Source organism: Sphingomonas sp. 3-13AW (genome assembly GCF_049311085.1).
In the GTDB taxonomy this organism is placed as follows: Bacteria; Pseudomonadota; Alphaproteobacteria; order Sphingomonadales; family Sphingomonadaceae; genus Sphingomonas.
This window is the reverse complement of sequence record NZ_JASNVZ010000001.1, coordinates 226,898-247,322: the sequence shown is the minus strand read 5'-3', so window position 1 is coordinate 247,322 and position 20,425 is coordinate 226,898. Positions and strand designations below refer to the sequence as shown.

Annotated in this window: 21 protein-coding genes and 1 tRNA gene; 18 read left to right on the top strand and 4 right to left on the bottom strand. The window is 59.7% G+C overall.

Translation table 11 applies throughout. The features are described from left to right. The first annotated feature begins 13 nt into the window (after positions 1-13). Together QP045_RS01310 and QP045_RS01305 are read left to right on the top strand one after the other, a co-directional pair. Positions 14-295 carry a hypothetical protein gene (locus QP045_RS01310; RefSeq protein ID WP_422513145.1) on the top strand — a complete coding sequence of 94 codons (282 nt, stop codon included), beginning with the start codon at positions 14-16 and terminating at the stop codon, positions 293-295. Beyond that, positions 292-2,274, top strand: coding sequence for an ATP-dependent helicase (locus QP045_RS01305; RefSeq protein ID WP_422513144.1), 1,983 nt, complete (start codon positions 292-294; stop codon positions 2,272-2,274). Before QP045_RS01310 ends, QP045_RS01305 begins: the two co-directional genes overlap by 4 nt. 12 nt (positions 2,275-2,286) lie before the next feature. Here the strand turns inward: QP045_RS01305 and ruvB are convergent, their stop codons facing one another. Further along, on the bottom strand, positions 2,287-3,246 hold the full coding sequence (ruvB, locus tag QP045_RS01300; RefSeq protein ID WP_422513143.1) for a Holliday junction branch migration DNA helicase RuvB: 960 nt from the start codon (positions 3,244-3,246) through the stop codon (positions 2,287-2,289). Between the two features lie 179 nt (positions 3,247-3,425). On the opposite strand from ruvB, the gene QP045_RS01295 reads away from it, so the two are divergent. From QP045_RS01295 to QP045_RS01250, 10 genes are all read left to right on the top strand, one after another. Next, positions 3,426-3,677, top strand: a complete 252-nt coding sequence (locus QP045_RS01295) for a hypothetical protein (RefSeq protein WP_422513142.1) — start codon at positions 3,426-3,428, stop codon at positions 3,675-3,677. Positions 3,678-3,892: 215 nt separating this feature from the next. Continuing rightward, on the top strand, positions 3,893-5,254 hold the full coding sequence (locus tag QP045_RS01290) for an anti-phage deoxyguanosine triphosphatase (protein WP_422513141.1): 1,362 nt from the start codon (positions 3,893-3,895) through the stop codon (positions 5,252-5,254). A 112-nt stretch (positions 5,255-5,366) separates the two neighbouring features. Continuing rightward, positions 5,367-6,482 carry a hypothetical protein gene (locus QP045_RS01285; RefSeq protein WP_422513140.1) on the top strand — a complete coding sequence of 372 codons (1,116 nt, stop codon included), beginning with the start codon at positions 5,367-5,369 and terminating at the stop codon, positions 6,480-6,482. Positions 6,483-6,558: 76 nt separating this feature from the next. Next, complete coding sequence (locus QP045_RS01280; RefSeq protein WP_422513139.1) at positions 6,559-6,810, top strand: hypothetical protein; 252 nt, start codon at positions 6,559-6,561, stop codon at positions 6,808-6,810. Between the two features lie 166 nt (positions 6,811-6,976). Further along, positions 6,977-8,260: a class II aldolase/adducin family protein gene (locus QP045_RS01275; protein WP_422513138.1), complete on the top strand. Its 1,284-nt coding sequence runs from the start codon at positions 6,977-6,979 to the stop codon at positions 8,258-8,260. A gap of 29 nt (positions 8,261-8,289) precedes the next feature. Beyond that, positions 8,290-8,700: a hypothetical protein gene (locus tag QP045_RS01270; RefSeq protein WP_422513137.1), complete on the top strand. Its 411-nt coding sequence runs from the start codon at positions 8,290-8,292 to the stop codon at positions 8,698-8,700. 490 nt (positions 8,701-9,190) lie between these two features. Further along, a complete protein-coding gene (locus tag QP045_RS01265) occupies positions 9,191-10,270 on the top strand; it encodes an AI-2E family transporter (protein WP_422513136.1) in 1,080 nt (359 codons plus the stop codon). A 12-nt stretch (positions 10,271-10,282) separates the two neighbouring features. Further along, a complete protein-coding gene (locus QP045_RS01260) occupies positions 10,283-10,570 on the top strand; it encodes a hypothetical protein (RefSeq protein ID WP_422513135.1) in 288 nt (95 codons plus the stop codon). An 11-nt stretch (positions 10,571-10,581) separates the two neighbouring features. Next, entirely contained in the window at positions 10,582-10,854 is a 273-nt protein-coding gene (locus QP045_RS01255; RefSeq protein ID WP_422513134.1) for a hypothetical protein, read from the top strand. A 72-nt stretch (positions 10,855-10,926) separates the two neighbouring features. Further along, a complete protein-coding gene (locus QP045_RS01250) occupies positions 10,927-11,385 on the top strand; it encodes a hypothetical protein (protein WP_422513133.1) in 459 nt (152 codons plus the stop codon). Positions 11,386-11,755: 370 nt separating this feature from the next. Here the strand turns inward: QP045_RS01250 and QP045_RS01245 are convergent, their stop codons facing one another. Then, positions 11,756-12,868, bottom strand: coding sequence for a hypothetical protein (locus QP045_RS01245; RefSeq protein WP_422513132.1), 1,113 nt, complete (start codon positions 12,866-12,868; stop codon positions 11,756-11,758). 38 nt (positions 12,869-12,906) lie between these two features. Beyond that, entirely contained in the window at positions 12,907-13,113 is a 207-nt protein-coding gene (locus QP045_RS01240; protein WP_422513131.1) for a hypothetical protein, read from the bottom strand. Between the two features lie 1,283 nt (positions 13,114-14,396). Between QP045_RS01240 and QP045_RS01235 the strand changes: the two genes are divergently transcribed. Further along, complete coding sequence (locus tag QP045_RS01235) at positions 14,397-14,711, top strand: hypothetical protein (RefSeq protein ID WP_422513130.1); 315 nt, start codon at positions 14,397-14,399, stop codon at positions 14,709-14,711. A gap of 130 nt (positions 14,712-14,841) precedes the next feature. Continuing rightward, positions 14,842-15,099 carry a hypothetical protein gene (locus tag QP045_RS01230; protein ID WP_422513129.1) on the top strand — a complete coding sequence of 86 codons (258 nt, stop codon included), beginning with the start codon at positions 14,842-14,844 and terminating at the stop codon, positions 15,097-15,099. Here the strand turns inward: QP045_RS01230 and QP045_RS01225 are convergent. Then, positions 15,099-15,171, bottom strand: a tRNA-Asp gene (locus QP045_RS01225). The genes QP045_RS01230 and QP045_RS01225 overlap by 1 nt on opposite strands. A 256-nt stretch (positions 15,172-15,427) precedes the next feature. Between QP045_RS01225 and QP045_RS01220 the strand changes: the two genes are divergently transcribed. The 4 genes from QP045_RS01220 (at position 15,428) to QP045_RS01205 (ending at position 20,294) form a co-directional block, all read left to right on the top strand. Further along, positions 15,428-16,339 carry a hypothetical protein gene (locus QP045_RS01220; protein ID WP_422513128.1) on the top strand — a complete coding sequence of 304 codons (912 nt, stop codon included), beginning with the start codon at positions 15,428-15,430 and terminating at the stop codon, positions 16,337-16,339. A gap of 836 nt (positions 16,340-17,175) precedes the next feature. Next, complete coding sequence (locus tag QP045_RS01215; protein WP_422513127.1) at positions 17,176-18,957, top strand: helix-hairpin-helix domain-containing protein; 1,782 nt, start codon at positions 17,176-17,178, stop codon at positions 18,955-18,957. A gap of 37 nt (positions 18,958-18,994) precedes the next feature. Continuing rightward, complete coding sequence (locus QP045_RS01210; protein WP_422513126.1) at positions 18,995-19,633, top strand: ribonuclease HII; 639 nt, start codon at positions 18,995-18,997, stop codon at positions 19,631-19,633. A gap of 19 nt (positions 19,634-19,652) precedes the next feature. Then, a complete protein-coding gene (locus QP045_RS01205; RefSeq protein ID WP_422513125.1) occupies positions 19,653-20,294 on the top strand; it encodes a hypothetical protein in 642 nt (213 codons plus the stop codon). The last annotated feature ends 131 nt before the right edge of the window (positions 20,295-20,425 follow it).

Below are 20,425 nucleotides of genomic sequence, written 5' to 3'. Positions count from 1 at the left end.
GAGTACCGACTAAATGACCACGATCCGTCTCAAGTTTGATTTTGGACGTGAGTCCGCGCGTCTCCAAAACCGGCTATCCTATCATGATCCAGCAGGGAGGGCGTTCCTGGCAGGCCTGGCAGGGTACTTGAACGACATCACGAAGAGAGCAACGGATTTGCAGGATGAGACCCTTATGGGCTATCTTCTTGCGATGGGTCTCGTCGACGACGCAGGCTCCCCCCGATACGTGACCGGGCCCGACGGCGTCCTTGGAGACGTCGGCGAAAAGCAAAGGGCTGGAGGAAAACAATGAAGGACATCTACCAGGGCCTGAACGAACAGCAGCTCGAGGTCGTAAAGCACCGTGGAGGCAGCTGTATCGTCGTGGCCGGTCCCGGCTCGGGCAAGACACGGTCTATCACGACCCGCGCGGGGGCGTTGGTACGGGAGGGCGTTCCTCCGGAATCGATCCTAATGCTGACCTTCACGCGGGCTTCGTATCAGACGATGCTGAAGCGCGCCAAAGCCATCGATCCCCGTTGTGAGTTCCTGACGATCGGAACTTATCACGCAATCGCGTCCAAGATCATCAATCAGAACTTCCACCTTTTTGACAAAAAGCGGCCGTTCACGGTTCTTGATGGCGATCAACCGGCGACCATCATCTCGGAAATCATGGAGCCAATTAAAGGCGTCGAGAAGAACTGGCCGCGCGCACGTTCGATCGCGAAGGTGATCAGCTTCGCGGTGAACACCGGGCAGACGATCGAGCAGGTAATGTTGGCCAAGTCCGGCTGGGCGAAGTACGCCGACTTCATTCCTCAAATCGAGAAGATCGCCGATCTATACGCTCGCTACAAATATGATCACAGCATGATCGATTATGACGATTGCCTTCAGTATTTCGGCGCATTGCTGGTCGATCCGCAGATCGGGCCGTTGCTGCGCCAGCGCTGGCGGTATGTCATGGGTGATGAGCATCAGGACACGAATGTCTTGCAGCTCAACATCGTCCAGGCGCTCGCAATGGACGGCATGGACCTCATGGTCGTCGGCGACCCGAGCCAGTCGATCTACGGCTTCCGCGGCTCTGCCCCTGCGACCATGACGCAGTTCCAACACGCGTATCCCGATTCCCGCGTGATCAACCTAGAGGTCAACTACCGATCGACGCCTGAGATCATCGATCTCGTGAACGCGGTAGACAAGAAGATGGGACTCCCCTTCCAGCGTACGCTCGTCTCGGGACGGCCTTCGAGCGGCATCAAGCCAACTCTCGTGGACGTGATGGACACTGCCGGGGAAGCGGCCGCGATCGTGGAAAGCATCCTGAAAGACAAGGCCGACGGCGGAGAAATCTCCGACCATGCCATTCTCGTGCGCTCGATGACCTCGGGGCGCCGCATCGAGACTGAACTGATCGGACGCCAAATCCCCTACAAGGTAATGGGCGGCATCAAGATCAATGAAGCCCTGCATGTTCGCGATCTTCTCGACATCCTGCGCCTCACGCAGAACGTTCAGCACGAGCCTGCCTGGATGGCGGTTCTGACCCGGTTTCCGAAGGTAGGTCCGAAGGGGGCTCGCCCCGTCATCGACTTGCTCATGAAGAGCGCGAACATTGCCGAGGCGATCGACGTACTGGAAGGCGGAGCAGTTCCCTCGAAAGTCTCGTTCCAGCCGCTGGCGGACGCCCTGCGCGACGCGACCTTGGCTGGAATGCCGGCAGAGGCAGTGCAAGAGGTCATCAGTGCGATGAAGCCCATCTGGTCGGCCGTGTGGTTCGAGGACTGGGAGGCACGCATGCGCGACCTCGACGCGATCAACACGATCGCCGAGGAGTACAGCTCCATCTCTGACTTTATCACAGCGGTGACGCTGGATGGCTCGTACGACAGGGCCACCAAGGACCAGGCGCAAATGCCGGATGAGTGGCCGCTCACCATCTCGACCATTCACTCGGCCAAAGGCCTGGAATGGAAGCACGTGCACATCCCTGGCTTCACCCAGTTTAGCATTCCGTCTGCGATGGCGGAGACAGACGAGGAGATTGCTGAGGAGTGGCGAGTGTTCTTCGTGGCTGTATCTCGGGCTGAACGCACGCTCCGCCTCTACAAGCCGCGCTTGTCGAACAACGGAAAGATCATCGAACGCTCAGTATTCGAAGAGACCATCCAGCGGTTCGTGGAGCGCGAGAACGGCGTCAAGGCTCACCAGATAAGCGCAGGCCCGATCGAGACGGAGTCCCGGATCTCGATCCCTGCGCTTCGCCCCAGCCTGGTTCAGCGTTGAGGCCCACCCGGCTCAGGCAGCTTCCTTCTCAGGCGGCTGCAAACCGGTGTGGCGCCATCCCGCCTCGGTAAGCACTCGACCGCGGCCGGTGCGGGCAATCAGGCCCTGACGGATCAAAAACGGCTCGATCACATCCTCCAGGGTGTCTCTGGGCTCGGACAGGGCGACCGCCAGCGTCTCCACTCCTGCTGGACCGCCACCATAGTGCGTCGCGAGGATCTTCAGATACCTCGCGTCCGACCAGTCCAGCCCGATGGCATCGACGTTCATGCGCTCCAATGCCTCGTTCACGCGAACGGCCTCGATCAGGTCGTCGCCGGCGACATCCGCGAAATCGCGCACGCGCCGGAAGAGGCGCCCGGCGATCCGGGGGGTGCCCCGGGCCCGGCGGCCGATCGCTAGACAGGCATCGTCAGAGATCTCGACTGAGCCAGCGACGGCTTGCCGACGCACGATCTCAGCGAGTTCCGCATCAGCATAAAACTGCAGGCGGACCTCGATGCCAAAGCGGTCGAATAAGGGCTTGGAGATCGCGCCGATGCGCGTGGTAGCGCCGACGAAGGTGAATCGAGGAAGGTCCATCGTGACAGGGCGCTGCTCGAGCCCTTCTCCGACCAGAAGATCCACCTTCCGATCCTCGAGCGCTCCGTAGAGCGTCTCCTCGATTTCGATCGGAAGCCGATGAATCTCGTCCATGAAGAGAACGTCGCCATCGTTCAGCCCCATCAGCAGCGCGATGATGTCGGACACTCTCGAAAGGGCCGGGGCTGTCGCGGTGTGGAGCTTCGCCCCCATCTGACAGGCGACGATGCCCGCCAGAGTGGTTTTTCCCAAGCCCGGCGGCCCATGGAAAAGGATGTGATCGAGCGGTTCGCTACGAGCTCGCGCTGCGGTAGTGAAAACTGCCAAATTAGCCACGGCCTCCGCCTGGCCTACGAACCCGTCTATGTCCTTCGGCCGTACGGTCGTCATATCTACCCTCGCTGGCTCCCCACGATTATAGGATGGCACCGAGCGAAAAGCGAACAAAGCAGGACCAGAGCGGGAAGTATCGGGGAAAGAGCGCGCGCAGAGAGGCGCTCGAACCCTGTACACTCAGCTCTCTGGCGATGGCTGGGCTGCCCAATCTGAAGTGCCGGGAGGAATGATCGATGAAGAACCAAGCGAACCTCCGCCCGGGCGGTCTCGACCATGAGTTTCGCCAGTGTCGGCGCGTTGACCGTCCGTGGTCCGAATATCCGCTTGGAACTAAGGCGCTCGCGTTGATGGGCGGCCACTGGTTGAGGGTCGAGCGTGGCTGGAAGTGGCAACCGAACGGAGGCACCTTTCCCGCGCCGGGTGGAGACGCCTTCAACGTCGTCCTGCCAAAACAGGAGGCTCAAGAGCCGGCTGCGTCCGCCTAAGCTGCGGAACCGCAGGGTTTGCGGTCCGGCCCTTATGGGATGGGGGCTCGAGCCCCCTTTGTTCTTCATCCATCACAGAGTCGAAGGCGGGGTAGAACCCGCAGACGCTCAGCATGTTTTAGGATACGACGTAAGGCATACGAGTTTCGGTGTGGTGTTAGGTTTGCTACCGCAGGGAAGCGTGAGAGTCGTCTCCATCCGCAAAGAGGAAAATCATGAAGATTCTAAGCGAACGGCGGCTCCCGGTTCGGCCGCACGACGATGAGGTGCGCAGCCCAGACCGTATCGATTATTCCAGGGTTATGCACAGCCAGAGCTGGCGTGCGCTTCAGGGCAAGACCCAGATCCTGGAAATCTCGGACGGCTCGTTCCATCGCACGCGGATGACTCATTCAGCCGAAGTGGTCCAGGTGGGCGTGGGTGTGCTCGAGGAGATCCGCTGCCGCCCCTACCCGGCGGATTTGCTTTGCTTACTCCCAACAGACAAGCAGATGGAGGCCATCTGCTGGCTGCACGACATAGGGCACCCTCCGTTCGGGCATGCAGGCGAGACCGCCCTGCACTATTCGATGATGCGTGCTCATCCGGCTCTCGACAGCGGGTTCGAAGGGAATGGGCAGACGCTGCGCATCATCTCGAAGCTGGAGAAGTATACCCCAGGCTTCGGGTCAAATCTGACGCGGCGCACGATGCTCGGCGTGCTGAAGTACCCACGCTCGTTTTCCGAGGAACTGCGCCGGCTGGAACCGGCCGGCGGGCTCACTCCCGCATTCCCCGACGCCCGGTCGCCAATCACCGGCCGCATCATCCTCGACGATCGAGCTTACTCGCCGCCCAAATGTTACATGGACTGCGAGCGGGACGTCGTGGACTGGCTTCTATCGCCTTTTGCGCAGGAAGACGCGGAACTGATCCGCACTGGTGGGCACAAAAGCTTCGATTGCTCGCTCATGGACTTGAGTGACGACGCAGCATACTCGACCGGCGATCTGGAAGATGCCATCGTCTTAAAGTTCGTGAAAGAGGAGCAGTTCCGGGAAGAGATAACCGCCGAGGTTTTTGGCAGTTTCCTGGGGCACCTCGCGAGGCGCTATCCCGACGATTATGACGGAACCGTCAACGTGAACTACGACAAGTTCGTTAGCGCCCTCTTCCGCGACCCCTCGACCACGAAGAAGCAGATCGGCCAGATCGTGAACTTCTTCATTAAATCTGGCGACGTCCGCGAGCGGTCGCAGTTCCGTCACCCGTTGTACCGATGGGAGGCTGTGATGAAGCAGACTGCCAAACCACTGCTTAACGCCCTCAAGCGCTTCGTGCATCAGCGCGTGATCAAATCGAGCCGCGTTCAAGCGCATCGACACCGCGGGCAACAAATGCTGATGCAGAGCTTCGATGTCTTGGCGTCCCAGCCATATGCGTATCTGCCGGAAGCAGAGCGAAAACGCTATGCGGAGTCGGGAGAAAGCCTGCGGGCCATCTGTGACTACCTCGCAGCAATGACGGACGCGGAACTCACATCCTTCTATACGAGGTTGTTCATTCCGTCCCGCGGCGAGGCCATCGAGATCCTGTGATCACTGCTTGGCGAACAATTTCGCCTGTGACTGCCTCCCAAAAGGACAGCGTCATGATCTCCTCGAATGACCTCAGCCCCAAGTTCGGTACTCCGTATCAGGAGGGAGTGAGATGACACGATCGCCATCGCTATCTGCGCGGATCGGCCGCGGAAGGTTAGGCGCGCTGCTCAGATCCCGGGCCAAAGGCACCCGGGAAGCCGTGGTTGAAGCTGAAATCCTGGAACTGCTTACGGATCACCTCCAGTCCCTTCGGGTGGCAAGGCTCATCCAGCCTTACGAAGGCCTCGCTAATCGACGTCTAAAGCTTGTTGATAGCTGGAACCTGATGTGGAGCACGGATGCGCAGCAGGGGCTTCGCGGAGCAAGAGAGGTGGCCAGTCAGTTCGGGCACCACCTGATCTTCATCCATCTCATCCGTCTCGCGTCCGGGCTTCGACGGGCGCCCGTGGATGACAGCAAGTTCGACGAAGCCCTCGACGAGGTCATGGCGAAGATCAATCGGGGTGACGCTCGCTGGTGGCATATCGGCAGCCGCGAAGCGGACCTCGTGTCAGGTGAAGAGTTCGATTATGAGATCCGGAGCTGGAACCTGGTGATCGGCCGCCGCACTGACAGGTCTAACGATCTGCAGCCGGTGGAAGATCTGCCCCCAGCCGAGCTCCATAGTTTCGAAATATGCCTCCCAACCGGGCGTTGCATCCTGGCGCCATCGCTTGTCACCGAAGCGCTTGCGCCGGACTTCGCCGCGCTCGTTGATGTGCGGACTTCGTGGCGTGTGGGATTGCAGATGGAAAACGAGCGGGAGGCCGAGCGCTACGCTCGGGACTACGGCTTCGTGTCAGTCGCCTCTGCATACGACCGCCTCACTGTACTGGCCGATGCCACGAGCATCATCGTCTGCCGTTATTTTCAGGACGGCGAGTACCAGCTTCCTGAGGGGTTTCGGGTACTCCGGGACCTTCTGGTAATCGATAGTCCCAAGGTGTGGTTTGCAGACCGTTCCACTCTGATAACGCTCTTCACGAGCATTCGCCGGGTATCCCAGGCTCGTCAAATCGTCGAGGAGGTCGAACGGGACCGTCGAACTCTTCTCGTGGACCTGCCGGAAGGCCGCTATAGAGTCCTGAGCAGCGGCCGCGGTACCATCAAGGGCGCGCTGGAAGAGGGGCACCCTCTCAAGATCCCCGGCTTTGATCCGGTCATGATCATCGAACCGGGATCATAGGCCCATCGGCGAACATCGGTGTGATGAAACAATCCGGGAAAGGCGAATTATGCTTTCGATGTTTGTCTGCAAGAGCGTGTTCGACAAGCTCTCGGTATGCCTGTGCGTTGACATCGCCGACAGAGCCGCAAGCGGTACGGTCAGCTACAACGGGCGCATCATGCGAATGATTACCGAACGAGATGCTCCGTTCGGGGAAGTGAACACCCCCGAGAAGGCCCAGGCCTGGATGAAGCGTCCAATGGGAGAGCGCGGCAATCTCATGGAGCACCTTGAGTGGCAAGCTCGCACCGGCCTGCTCCAGCCTGAGACCAGTCTGTCGAAGTAACACCCGATCCCAGCGATCCGAGGCGCTCTGAGCGTTGATAGCTCTTGATCTCTTTCCGGATCGCGCGCGGTCGCGCGGTCGGCTACGGTTTGGCACATGCCTTTCCTAATCATTGCTACACTTCGGCGGGCGGTTGCGCTTAGTCATCCGGCACAAGGAAATGAAAATGAAGAAAATTCACGTCCTCGGGGGAGGTACATTCTCACCGGTGGCTAACCACTTGTCTCTGTGCGCTCCCGCCTTCGGAGGCACAGCTCGGCAGATCGCCCATAGTCTTCGAAACGGAGTTCGTGTTGAAGACCTGGCCGGTGACGGGACGGCCCGGGTAGCAGATATCGGCTGCGAGGTCGTTCTCACACTGACCAAAATGGCTGATCCCGCGAGCAGCCTGGTCACGAACGTCGACGTTGCGGAGCACATCGACGCGCTGATCGCCGATCCTGACACGCGTTGCATCATCATGAATGTTGCGCTGTGCGACTATGATGCGGTGGTGGAAGGACGCCCGGGAGATTTCCACGGCGATCGCTTCCGGACTGCCGACGGTCCACGGGTCATCAACATCACGCCGGCAGAAAAGTTGATCTCGCGCATCCGCAAGGAGCGGAAGGATATCTTTGTTGTAGGCTTCAAGACCACAACGGGCGCATCGTCGGACGACCAGTACGCAATAGCGCTGAAGGCCCTCAAGCGGGATTCGCTGAACCTCATGCTGGCGAACGACACCGTCACTCGCAATAACATGATCGTGGCGCCTGAAGAGACGCGCTACTGTGAAACCATAGACCGAGCCAGTGTGCTTTCCGCTCTTGCGCTGATGCTCCATTCGCGTCTGCAGAACACCTTCACTCGTTCTACCGTTATCGACGCGCCTTCCGTCGCCTGGTCTGATCCGCGTGTTCCGGCGAGCCTCCGCAGTGTCGTTGACCACCTCATACAACGCGGAGCCTACAAACCTGTAAACGGCGTGACGGCTGGTCACTTCGCCGTCCGTGTTGACGATCGCACGATCCTGACCTCCAAGCGAAAGCAGGACTTCAACCGCCTCCCGGAGATCGGCTTGGTGCAGGTTGAATACGAAGGCTTCGACCGTGTTCTCGCCTATGGCGCGAAGCCCTCTGTCGGAGGGCAGTCCCAGCGTATCGTATTCACGGAGCACCCAAACCTCGACTGCATCGTCCACGCGCATGTTCCGATGCGTGAAGATGCTCCTGACGTTCTGGCGATCGGCACAGCAGATCAGTGGCGCAATGAGTGCGGAAGCCACCAATGCGGCCAGGCCACCTCAAGCGGGCTCCGCCCGATCAGCAATGGCATCCATGCCGTCATGCTCGACAACCATGGCCCCAATGTCGTGTTTCCCAAGGATGCCGACCCGGACGAGGTTATCGCGTTCATTGAGCGCAATTTCGACCTGCAGGCGAAAACCGGCGGCTTGGTGGCAGCGTGAATTGCCCTGAGCGCCTCGCGCTGGCCGACATGATCGAAGCTGCCCACGCGCCCTCACGGCTGCTCGACTGTTACGTGTGGCTCATCATCGGATCGTCCCTGGGCAAGCCGTATCAAGCGCGGGGATCGGATCCAGTGTTGCCGGCAGAAATCGTACAGGGAAGGTGGTTCGGCTCCGCGCTGGCGAAATACCCGCTCGACGTCGAGGGGGTTGCGTCGAACTGGCGCGTGCCGAAGTTCACCTTATCGATCGATGCGGCTCGATTGCTCCTCCAGAAGGTCGGCTTCGTTCTGAATTCCCCACTCGGCGAGAAGCCGACGGTATCCACCAAAGCCGCGATCGGCTGGAGCATGCCCAACGCCGGCGTGAACGAGGCAATGGCCATGACAGTAGCCGGCCTACGGTCAGCTAGTCCCTCTCAACGGTCTCACCATGCATAGGCAAGCCCGCCCCGGGTGCCCCGGCGAGACGACCACCGCCAGGCGATGTAAGGTTTGGCAAGAAATCCACCTTTTTGAACTGGATCGCCGGTGCCTTTCCTAAAAGATGCCGCGCCGCCTCTGGCCCTCAAAGCCGACTGCTTTCTGATACCCTTCACCGATGTAAACTACCTCGACATATCTAAGCTCGAGCACGGTGTGATACGCATCGTCACGAAAAGCGGTGAGGAGCACGACGCTCGTGGTTTCGATGCAATCGAGGCCATCATGGCCCTGAAGCCTAGCGCTGTAGAAGGTCTACGATTGCGTTGGAGGCCGCACGCCTGGGCGTTTCATAACCTTGTCGCACATCCGCTGGTCCAGATCCTCGCATGGATGGGATGGAAACGTGCTGCGATCCGGTTTCACGACTGGACCACTCCGGTGCCGCGGAGCTTCAGAAATACTAACCCTTCGACCGGCCCATTAATGCCTGGAAAGAGAACAGCTGATGGAAAGTAGACAAATGGCCGCGCGGATAGCACTAGCTATCATCCTCGCCCTGGCCGCCGGTTGGATCGGCTTCGCCTTCATCCCGGCAGTCCTGTGGGCTGGGGTCGTAGCGGTGGCGGTTGACCCACTACGCCGAAAAATGCTGGGTCGCCTTCCCGGCCATCATGCGACAGTCGCGGGTATCCTCACGGCCGCCGTTGCCCTCCTAGTTGTGGTTCCGCTCGCGATGGCCCTCACGAGCGCTCTGCTCGAGGCAAGAGGCATAGCGGCATGGTATGCAGCTACTACCGCGAATGGGGTGCCCGTCCCGGCGTGGCTGTCCCACATTCCCTGGGCGTCAGAACGTGCGATCGTGTGGTGGCAGACCCATCTTTCGACGCCCGAGGGGGCGGCCGAGCAACTGCGCCGCCTCAACGCGGACACCATCCTCGCGCATACCAAGGTCGTCGGCCAGAATGTCATGCACCGCGCGGTCATCTTCGGCTTCTCCATGACGACGCTCTTCTTCCTCATTCGTGATCGTGACGAGGTGGTTCAGCAGCTTCGCCTCGGCGCGACGCGCGCCTTCGGTCCGGCTGGAGAACGCATCGGAGGTCAGATCCTTGCTTCGGTCCGCGGTACGATCGACGGCCTTGTGCTTGTCGGTTTGGCCCAAGGCGTAATCATGGCCATCGCCTACGCCTTCGCCGGCGTACCCCACCCGATCCTGCTGGGTCTCCTTACCGGCATCGGCGCGATGGTGCCCTTTGGCCTCCTGGTCGTGATGCTAGTCGCTCTCACACTACTCCTTATCAAGGGGGCGATCGTTGCGGCGGTCGTGATCGGCGCCTTTGGGTTCGTCCTGAACTTCGTCGCGGACCACTGGGTGCGCCCGCAGCTCATCGGTGGCTCAACCAGCCTGCCCTTCATGTGGGTGCTTATCGGCATCGTTGGGGGCGTCGAGACAATCGGCTTGCTTGGTCTGTTCGTCGGACCCGCAGTCATGGCTGCCTCTATTCTCGTGTGGCGTGACTTCATCGACCGCCAGCCTGCGAGCCCCCCTCAGCCAGGCACCCCGCCTGCGCCTGCCAATCCTTGAGGGAATCCGACCATGGACACTATCCAGTCGAGTGAAGCCATCATCATTGGCGAAACTGCAGGAGCCGAAGGCGAGGAACAGAATGTGACGCTCGTGGTGAATCTGCGGGTGCTCAACGAACAGCGTTTGCGCCGGATCGCAGCGGATCGCATGTCGCGCTCCGGTTTCGACGTGGATCCCCACCACCACATGGAACTTCCGCTCCACGAGCTCGCCTACGAAGCGATCTTCGGCAGCAATCCCGATCCCCTTGGTCCTGACGAGATGGGGATCGAGATCACCTCCATCAGCAATCGCTGACGAGATCAAGCATGAAGACGCTTCAGATCAAAGAGGGGCGATGGTACGCCATCCCCGCCTCCGACGGCACTATCTCATACTTCCACGCTTTACCGGGCAGTACCGCACGGGAAATTGCGGAAGAAATCGACGCCGATAATCCGCCATTGGTTACCGAGGTCATCGGAACTGGTCTGCGGCTATACGATGTTGTCGAGCTGGATGGCGAAGACTGGGCCGTCTACGACAGCAATGCTGACGCCTTGCGCGCTGCTGCGCTCAGGATCCACGAAACTGCCCCTTGAGCCAACCGGGCAACCGAGGTCGCACGAGCAAATCCGGGGGACGGATTCAAACCCGCACGAGAGCATGATACGATGAACACCATGGATCTATGGGATGACGCTGGCGCGTTCCTCTACCGCCACTTCCCTGAGATGAGCCTCGTCGATTTCTTCACCGAAGAACGCGAGATGCTTCAAATTTCCCGCGAGCACGGCAAATATTGGCTGAGCGACACGCGCGCGGCGGGCGCCACCCCATACGACGACGTCGGCGCGGCGAAAGCAGCCGGAGACGAAGCGATTGCCGACGCCGAGACAACGCTCGATGCTTGCCTATTTGCAGAAGCTCGCCTTTCTCCAGCTGTTTGGAGTGTAAACCTGGAAGACGGCCTGAGCTTTGTCGAGAAGGACGGCCCCTTGTGCATCGTCGCCCAGACTGACGGCGGCCCTCGGAAGCCGTTATGGGCCTTGTACGACGGTGAAGACGCTGTCGTCTCAGAAGCCGGCGACATCGCGACGGTGGTCTCCGCCGCTGGAAAGTGCCGCTCGTGAGCGATCCTCTGGAACTGGCGGCCGCTATGGCGCGAGCCATCATGCGCGATCGAACTGCCCGTTCGTCAGCGCCCGTAGGACGTGACGGCCGGCAGCGAGTGACGTTTCAGCACATGCAGGCCGCCAAACAAATGGACGAGGCTATGGAGGCCTTTTGCACAGCAGTCGGCATGCCGATCGTCTTCCCTGTCCAGTACACCGACGACGAGGCGCTTAGTGCATGGAAGGCTGTCGAGCCTCTTCCAGCTTCCCCTCCACGATCCTAGGCTCGGGGCCCGGCGCCACTTCTCCATAGAGGTGGATAAGGGTCTAACCACCGTTGGGAGTGTAACCCGGGACCAGACGCGGGGGATCCAGACCCACCAACCTGCTACGCTGGCACGCGCTCTTCGACCACGTCCCGTGGGACGGTCTTGTGGCTACGGCTCTCAGCGACAAACCTTTGCCCCAACTCTGAATGGATCGCTTCCTTAAACGATAGCGTTGGAGCGTCAGCGGGGACCGTCTCGCCGGCGACCTCGATTAGCCAACGGCAAAAAGCGTCCAGAATCCTCATCGAAGGATCGAATTCTTCGAGAAACAGAAACTGGCCGGCTTCGTTGCACTCGAGAAAATGCCAAACCTCGTCCGCGTCTACAATGAAATCGAACGCGCCGTATCGGATGCCCATGCTCTCCAAGTAGGCCACGCACGCACCGCGCACTTCCGCCGGAACCTCAATCTCTTTGACAAGAGAAAACCGGCTTAACATGGATTCGAGCCTTGAGTCGGTGGCACCTTCACTGCCTACGACTTTTGCTCCAAAGATGTTGTCGCCAAAAACGATTACTCGAACCTCATAGAGGCGCTCGACCTTCTTCTGAAAGATCATAGGGCAAAGCTCGATGCTTTTCGGGTTCCACTGCTCGGGCGGCGGCATCTCGAATGTGAATTCATTCAAGGTGCTGTCACCGGCGATCCAACCGTGAGGCCGATAGGGCTTCGCGACAATAGGTGCGAAGCGATCGTAAAACTGCTCGATTGACCGCGGATCATTCGAACATAGCGTTGGCAGCGTTTTCAAACCGACGGAGTTTGCGACCAGGAGTTGCACGGACTTCCTGTCGGCAACCCGCTGCGCCTTCGGGCAATTGACTGCCGGCATCAACATCGAAAATATGTAGAGCATTCCCTCGTTATGGCTGGAGCATTCCTCTTCGATGACTTTGACGTCATACTCGGAGGCAAATTCCGGAGCCCTGGATGCCACCCGGCGGCGATTCCAAAGCAGATCGAAGTCGCTCGCTAACACGGACTCGTCTGCGTGGTTGACGGTTACTGCTTCTAGTTTTCCGTCATCCGAAATCAGAACAGACGAAGATGCGTAGTCCGGCAGATCGCCGGGAGCCCAAACATAGGAGGTGCTTCCAAAGAGTGCTAAACCCGTACGCACAGCTGCAACGTGAGAGTCATTCGGCGTTCCGACAATAAGCACTTTAGCCACGAAGCACCTCCTTGTTATTTCCCGGCGACCCTAGCGGATCACGGGAAGGATTCATCAACGTTGCAATCGTCTTCGTCATACATCTTGGCGTTTCCGCTCATCCCCATGTACGTCCAGCTAGGGTTGCTCCCGCCGCCGCCGTTGCCAGTATAGGACAAAAGACTGCCGGCAACGGAGTTAACCTCGTCGCTGGTGAGTTCCGTGGCCATCGTACGGCCGAGGATGCGAACCTGATCGGCTGACATACGGATACACTCCTCTCATTGCTCCAGGCCCATCCGGAGCACGAGAAGCCTAAGTCGATGAAAGCCCCTGTCAAGTAAATAGAGAAGCCGTTACTTAGCTATTCTTTAACGCGACTTGCATGCGGTGGCGACGCGGTCAGACGGGGCACCGAAGCGCAATAGTCCCAGTCAATGGCAGCCGCCTGGATCCACAGCAGCTGCGTCGCACTGGCTGTAGGCTGGCAAAAAGCCAATCGGACCGGCTTGTCTCCACAACCGTCCGGGCCGCATTGCCAAGCCTTTCCTGAAGGGTCGGTGCTCGACAGCGTCGCGGAGGTAACGGCAAGCCCCTTCTCTCTCAAATACGCGGCGACCGACTTTCCTTTATTGCGCGCATGCGTGTTGCCGATGAAGACAAAGCCTCGATAACCGGGCCTCCGGGCTAGCACTTCACCGAACAGGTCTGCAGCTCTCTGATCGAACCCGCGCGAACGCGGAGAAGTGTCTAGGTAAACCAATTCAACCTGCTTGGAGGAGACGAGGGGCCGCAGCGCGCAAATGAATGCGTGCTGAGCTGCGCTCGTCCGGCCGTCCGCCGCTTCCAGTCGCCAGCTTGCCGGAACGGGTGCTTTGCCCGGATCACAGGATAGCGAGCCAGTGTCCGGGGATAATTCTACCCCCACTAAGACACGTCCTTGCTTCGCCAGAGCGCGTACGGTGGCAAGGGCGGCGTGGGGCCCCTCCTCTGTGCCGTGGCTCTCCCCAAGGACAAGCACGTCGTTCGACCCGATCTTGGGAGGCGAGCTTTGCGCACTGGCAGGAACGACTTGAAGAGGGAGCCCGGCTATCGCCGAAAACGGGTTCGCCGTGCCTAAGAGCAACGCTGCTACAACAACAGGTCTTCGAGTGCTGGACATGAAAACCGCATCCCCATTGCCGACAAACCGAGTCGTCCGCCGCTCGATGAAGTTATCACGGCGTTCGTAACGCGGTCTATCACCGATACGCCTGATGGAGGTGAGGGTGAACTGGTGAACTACGGGCGCTCACGATCAACCAGATCTCGCTATGAGAGTGGTAGAGGCTGGCACAGACAGGACCCTTGATGAGGGATCGAAATGACAGCCGAAGCGCAGTTGTCCACACCGGGGTCTTAGCCCCCAGCTTCCCAAGCTACGACGTCGGCGCCCGCCTCGGGGTGCCAAACCACGCTGGGTCATCCTTGGCTCCCCTCCACCCCGAACAAAAGAGAATCCTGTATGCCTTCATGCGCGCTGGTCCTTGAGCGAGTCGATATCCGCTGGATGGTGAAAACCCGAAGCGTTATCATGACATCGAACGGCGAAGCGATCGCTGACGCTCGTTTCTCAATCACGCTCGGCACCTATAGCGGGCCCACAACGCCGAAGATCATGGCGGACAACATCAACGCTCGCGGCGTCTACGAAGACGATGTTCACGAAGTCTTCAGCCCCGCGGGAGCGCCGCCGTTGAGCGAGGCTGCAACTCTGCTCTCCAGTCGGGGTATTCTACCCGATGACATTGTTGATATGGCCATCGAGGATGTTCTGATCGATGACACGGTCATCGCATCCAGTTTTGTCCACACTCAGCTATGATGCTGCGTCGCTGAACCAAGCCGCCCCGGTATCATTCTAAACTGCAGCCTCTGGCTTCGTAATGCGGCGTATTATCCCGTTGAGTTACAGGCCCTGCAGGAAATCCCAGCCCCGAAGAAGGACCAATACCATGCCCACCATTTGCGTCACCGTCACCGAGGACATCAACGTACCTGAGGACACCCTCATCGTTCGGGCGCCCACCGGCGCGATCACGTGCCTTCGCCTGCCGGACGGCACGGAAATCAAACCGTGGATCGTGTACGAGAACGTTGCGAGCGAAGAGGATTTGACGCACGACGAACTCATGCAGATGAACGTCGACACCGGCCTGGACTACAAGATCACGATCGAGAGCGACCTTCAGGAGGTTGCAATCACGCTTTGAGCGACCGACGGAATTTGAATCCGCGGCATCGGGCGTGACAAGCCGGCGTTCTACCGCCTGAACTACAGCCGCCACCGGATCCGGCTCGATGTGCTCAGCGTCCGGGAGGGGTCTGTATCGGCGAGCGCCCAGTTCTTTGACCTCCGCGCGAAAGAGCACCTCCCGGGCAGCGACTCCGCAAAACCGGAGTTGCTACCCCGCGCCCCCCGCAGTACTGCGGATCGCCGGGCATCCCATCCGGAAACATGCCCCCCCCGGTGTCGATCTGACCTCGTGCGTGGCTTTGATCCCGTCTCGTTCGGTAACGAACCATCTATTGGAAGAGCCTATGATGCACATAGTCCTGCCCCCGGTCATCTCGCTAACCGGCGTTGGCCAGGTCGGTAAGTCCGAGGTCGCCAATTATCTGAGGGAAAGATACGGCTACGGCGGAGATCACATCAATGAGCCGATGGTGGCAATGGCCATTCCTCTGCTCGAGCGGATGGGCTGCTCGCGCAGCGATGCGGTGGCTCGTTTGACGACTGAGCGAAAGGCAGAGCCGATCCCTGGCTATGAGTGGCTCAGTGGCAGGAAAGTTCTGCAGGCTGTCGGGTACGATTTGCGCAACGCGCTCGGCAGGACGACGAGCAGTGAGACGGGGGCCGTCGATGCGCACTTTTTCCTCGATATGTGGGAGCGTCGGCATTCTCACTTTGAGAGGTTGGTGAACGAGTCCGCGCGATACCCCGTGGAAATCAATTGGACAGATAATCGTGGCGGCGTCGTCATTTTGGTCGACGCGCCCGGCGCTGTAGCAGCCAACAGTCATGTTTCTGAGACCAAGTCGCTGCCTCACGACTATCTCCTGGTCAACGAGTTTGACGGACTGGGGAAGCTCCACGCGAAGGTGGACGCCATCGTTACCGCCTGGTCGTCGCCCGAAAACAAAGCCTACGACCTTTTCGAGCGACGAACGCGCCTTCTCCATACCGAGCATAGCTCACTTTGCGAGCGGGTCGCCGCAGTAATCGCCCTAGCCGCCGGCCTGCTCATGGACTTCGAAGATCTCGAGCAGAACATGGTGACCTCCCTTCTCGGTCGGACGGATCATCGGTTCGCTGGAAACAAGGCCAAGGCTCGGGAAATGGAAGCGTGGCTCAAAGGTATAAGGGCGATGGACACAATGCGCGTTGCTGCAGTCATTTGCCACTACGGGGTCGAGCGATTCCAGAATAGTTCGTTTCGGGCTGCGCGCTAGCTGGTAAGGGCCGGCGTCGGACAAATGACACGTGCGCAGCAATATCAATAGGAGGAACTATGTTGGACAGGCTTCGCGAGAACGCTGCTAATCTTGCCCTCCAAGACTATGACTTTGGCAACGACGCCCTTCTCGGTGGGGCCGACGGGTGGGCACGAACAGTTCCTGGTGACGAGTGGACTCGAACGGTCTATCTTAAACGGGGCTGTCAGGGAATCGACGAAAATACCGAGGCAGTGACGTTCACAGTCCGATTTCATCCCACTACATCAGCTGTCGCTGAGGCTTACGCCAGCGATCGAAAAGGTAACATTCTCGGTTGCGCGTCGAGGGTGACGTTGCAGGTCAAAGCCTGAGAAACGCCCGGCTTTCGGGCTCTGACAGCTGCCCGGCTGGTTCGCGCGGCGAACTCGGTCGCTGGGACCGGCCAGCTCAAACTTGAAGACATCACTTTTGCAGCCAAAGCTCTCCCGTGAGACAGCGGATACTGAGCTCGCGATTTTATACTCGAAAGCACGAACTTTAGGCTGGGCGACCAGGCTTTGGGCAGGCTTTCCGCCGGTTCAGGCGCCACCCTCGAGTTGTCGCGGGTAGGATCTTACGTATTCCTGTTTGCCCTTATCGCGAAAGATTGTAACAACAAAAGCAGGATAGCACTGGGATAGGCGGATAAGATCATATTTCGCGGGCACGCCCTGTGATGTGGCGCGCCAAGCCTTTATCCGAGCCTGTTCCCTGCCGACGCATTGGGGAAGGCCGAAGGAGAACGAAAGGGGAATATACGAATGGCTACAGCACTTCTGGACCGGCCCGCTACCAGGTCAATGCCGTCGGGCATGACTTCGACGGACAAGGTACGGATGTATGCGTCTGACGTTCGGGTTTTCGCCAAGGCCGATCTCGTGCGGCGGTTGGGCGAAGAGGCCGCTCGAGCACTTCAGCCAATGGTCTCGCGGGGAGATCTCGGCAACCCCGCAGTGGGCATCTATACCTTCCCAGGCGTTCTCCCCGACGACCCGCGGGTACTGGCGAAGATCGAGCAGACAGGGGCGAAGCCCGTCAATCGTAAAACGCTGGAAGCCCGTGCGAGGCGCCTCGAAGAACAAGAGGCGCGCCGGATCGTCAAAGAGGCAAAACGGGAGACAGTTCCCGACCAACTCAGGCGGTTCTTCAAGCGGCAGGATGTCGCGCTCGTCAGCGAACTGCGCCGCAAGATCGGCCCAAACGTAGCTTCAGGTCTCGACGCCCTTGTGAAGGAGGGCTTCATACGTCGGGTCGAGAACGGGCTGTATGCTCGCCCTACGGTCGATCCTCTGGGATCCGTAATGCGGGCCTATATCGAGAAGAACAGCATCGAACTGGCTACGATCAAGCGCGAGATCGACGAGGCGAGGCGGAAGCTGCCGGAGCACTGCACCTTCGAGCATTCCGACATATCCTACAGCGTCTACACCCCTCCTTCTCCCGATGGCGTTCAGGTTCGAACTCGCGTCTACGTCTCGATCCCTGGATATCCCGTCATCTATGCCTCCGCCGGCCAAGCGGGAGCTCCGTCATGGAATGGGGCTAAGGACGGCGGCCTTAGCCGCCACGCTGCCGACCATCTGGCCCGAATGATCTTCGAGCCAATGCCCGAAACCTATGCTGCCCTTGTGCGGATCGTGCGTGAAGAACGCGCTCCCCGCCATGTACGTCGCCGTAGCGGAGGCCACGATGTCGACGATCGCTGGCGGCCGCGCCCGGAAACCTCAGAAGGTCCGCCGCATCGCGAAGACCGACGTCACGCCCGGCGCGAGGGCCACGAGAGACCTCACGGTTATGCGGCTGAGGGGGGCCAGCACCGTTCGAGAAAGGAACATCAACGCAGGCCGTCGCAGGATCGTGGCGAAGCCAAGTATCAGCAAAAGGGGCCGTACGGCACTCAAGATACCGACCGACTTCACCCGGATCGCCTCTCTACCCCACTGCCCGAGGCCGTGACGCTTGAGATCGATGACCGGGAAAACGATTGGCTGCTCACCCGCCTAACGGGAGTGCCAAACCTGCACGTGATCCGCAGCAGACTGCCGATCGGAGATTTTCGAGCTCGCCACGGCTCGCGCGAGTTGCTGTTCGAGCGAAAGACATCCTCAGACCTGGTGGCCTCCCTCCAGGATGGACGGATGACCACTCAGGTCCGTGCTCTCAGCGAGCACGGTTCCCCCTGCTGCTTCATCATTGAAGGAGGGGTGTTCGGCTCTCGGTCCCTGCCGATCACGAAGCTGGCGGCAATGCAGAGCAGGCTGGTCTTCGGAATGCGTATGCCCATCGTCGAGACGATCGACCAGGCCCACACCGTATATGCTATCGTCACTTCGATCAGAGATCACTTCTTCGGCGTTGGAAACAAGTTCGACCTCGAACCAGTCCGCCTCAAAGGCGCAGGTCCAATCGAGATCGCCAAAGTGATGCTCGAAACGATCCCTGGTATTTCTCCCGCCCGATCCACGGCGCTTCTGAAGAGGTTCGGCTCCGTCGCCGGCATAGCCCGAGCTACCGTCGAGCGCCTCGCCGAGATCGACGGTATCGGCAAGAAGACGGCCGAAAAGCTACACGAGGTCTTACGTGCCGGTGCGTGAATTTGCGCGCATCGAACCCCCATCCTAAAAGGTCATCATGGCAAAACCGCTCAAGCATATGGACTACCATCCGTCAGTGCCCTGCTGCCGCGGAACGGATGAGATAATCTGTGGCATCGATGAGGTTGGCCGTGGCTGCATCGCTGGTCCGGTTTATGCCGCCGCAGTCTCCTTCCGCACCAGGGACCTCCCCCTGGGTATCAACGACTCAAAAAAGCTCAGCGCGAAGCGCCGCGAGACGTTGTACCCCCAGATTATGAGCTGCGCTCACGTCGGGATCGGGATCGCTACGGTCGAGGAGATCGATCGCTACAACATCCTTGAAGCGACCTTCCTCGCGATGCGCCGAGCCTTCGGCAACTTGCCGCTACGCCCCAAGATTGTCCTCGTGGACGGACCGCTCGACCCAGGCATCGGTCAGAGGGGATACAACGTGATCACGCACGACGGCCTCGACGGTTACTGCCCGACGGTCGCTGCCGCATCCATCGTCGCCAAAACAGTCCGCGACGCCTTGATGACCGATCTTGCAATGGAGTTCCCCCACTACGACTGGGCCTCCAACAAGGGGTACGGCACGAAAAAGCATCAGGACGGACTCAGGTCTCATGGTTTTACCGATCATCACAGGCGGAGCTTTTCGCCAGTGAAGGAAATGGCACGGGCGGCAGCCTGACAGGGAACTGAACATTAAGATGAACGACAAAATCATACCCAGGCGTCACAATACGTACCGCCTGCGGGCCGGGGTCGTGGCCGGTGTCGACCAAGGCAAAGGACCTCTTCTGCAGGCGGGGATTGGCTCCGCGACCATGGAGAGAATCTCGATGGTATGGGACACCGGCGACGCTGGTGAAATCGTGCGACGATTTCCAGCCGAAGTGCGCACCGGGGACCGTCTGTACTCGCTGTACGTCGAGACTGGTGTAAGCGTCCATCCAGAGCGGCCTGTGTTCCTGTTCAACGCCGGCAATGGGCACCAGCATCGCGAGGTAAATGCCCCAGCGGTGCGCAGCCCTGGTCAGCTCGCAGCCGATCGTCTGCCCGTTCTGCTGGCAGCCGTCGTAGCGGGCGCCTTCTCGTCTATCTATGGTGGGTACGATGGCGAAATGTATCAGCGACTGACCGTCGGCCTGCAGGCCGCGCTCGCCGTCCTGGTGCTAGCGTGGGTGTTGCTACTATTCGTTGACGTGCGGGAGAACCGCCGTCGCGCGGAACGACTTGAGGATGAGACCTCAGCTGCCAAGGAGTCCGCCCAGCTGATGAACTCGGATATTTCTGAAAGGCTGGGATCCTATGGAGCCCAGGACGCTCAACCGGGGGGCACAGAGACCTGATGGCGGGCGCGATCGTAACAGCCGAGGGCGTCGTTTTCAGATGCTCCAGCATGAGCGAGCAAGGCGTCCACCACTACATCTCGGTTCCTCTCGACGGCGATGTCGAGTGCTCATGCAATGGAGTGAGCTGG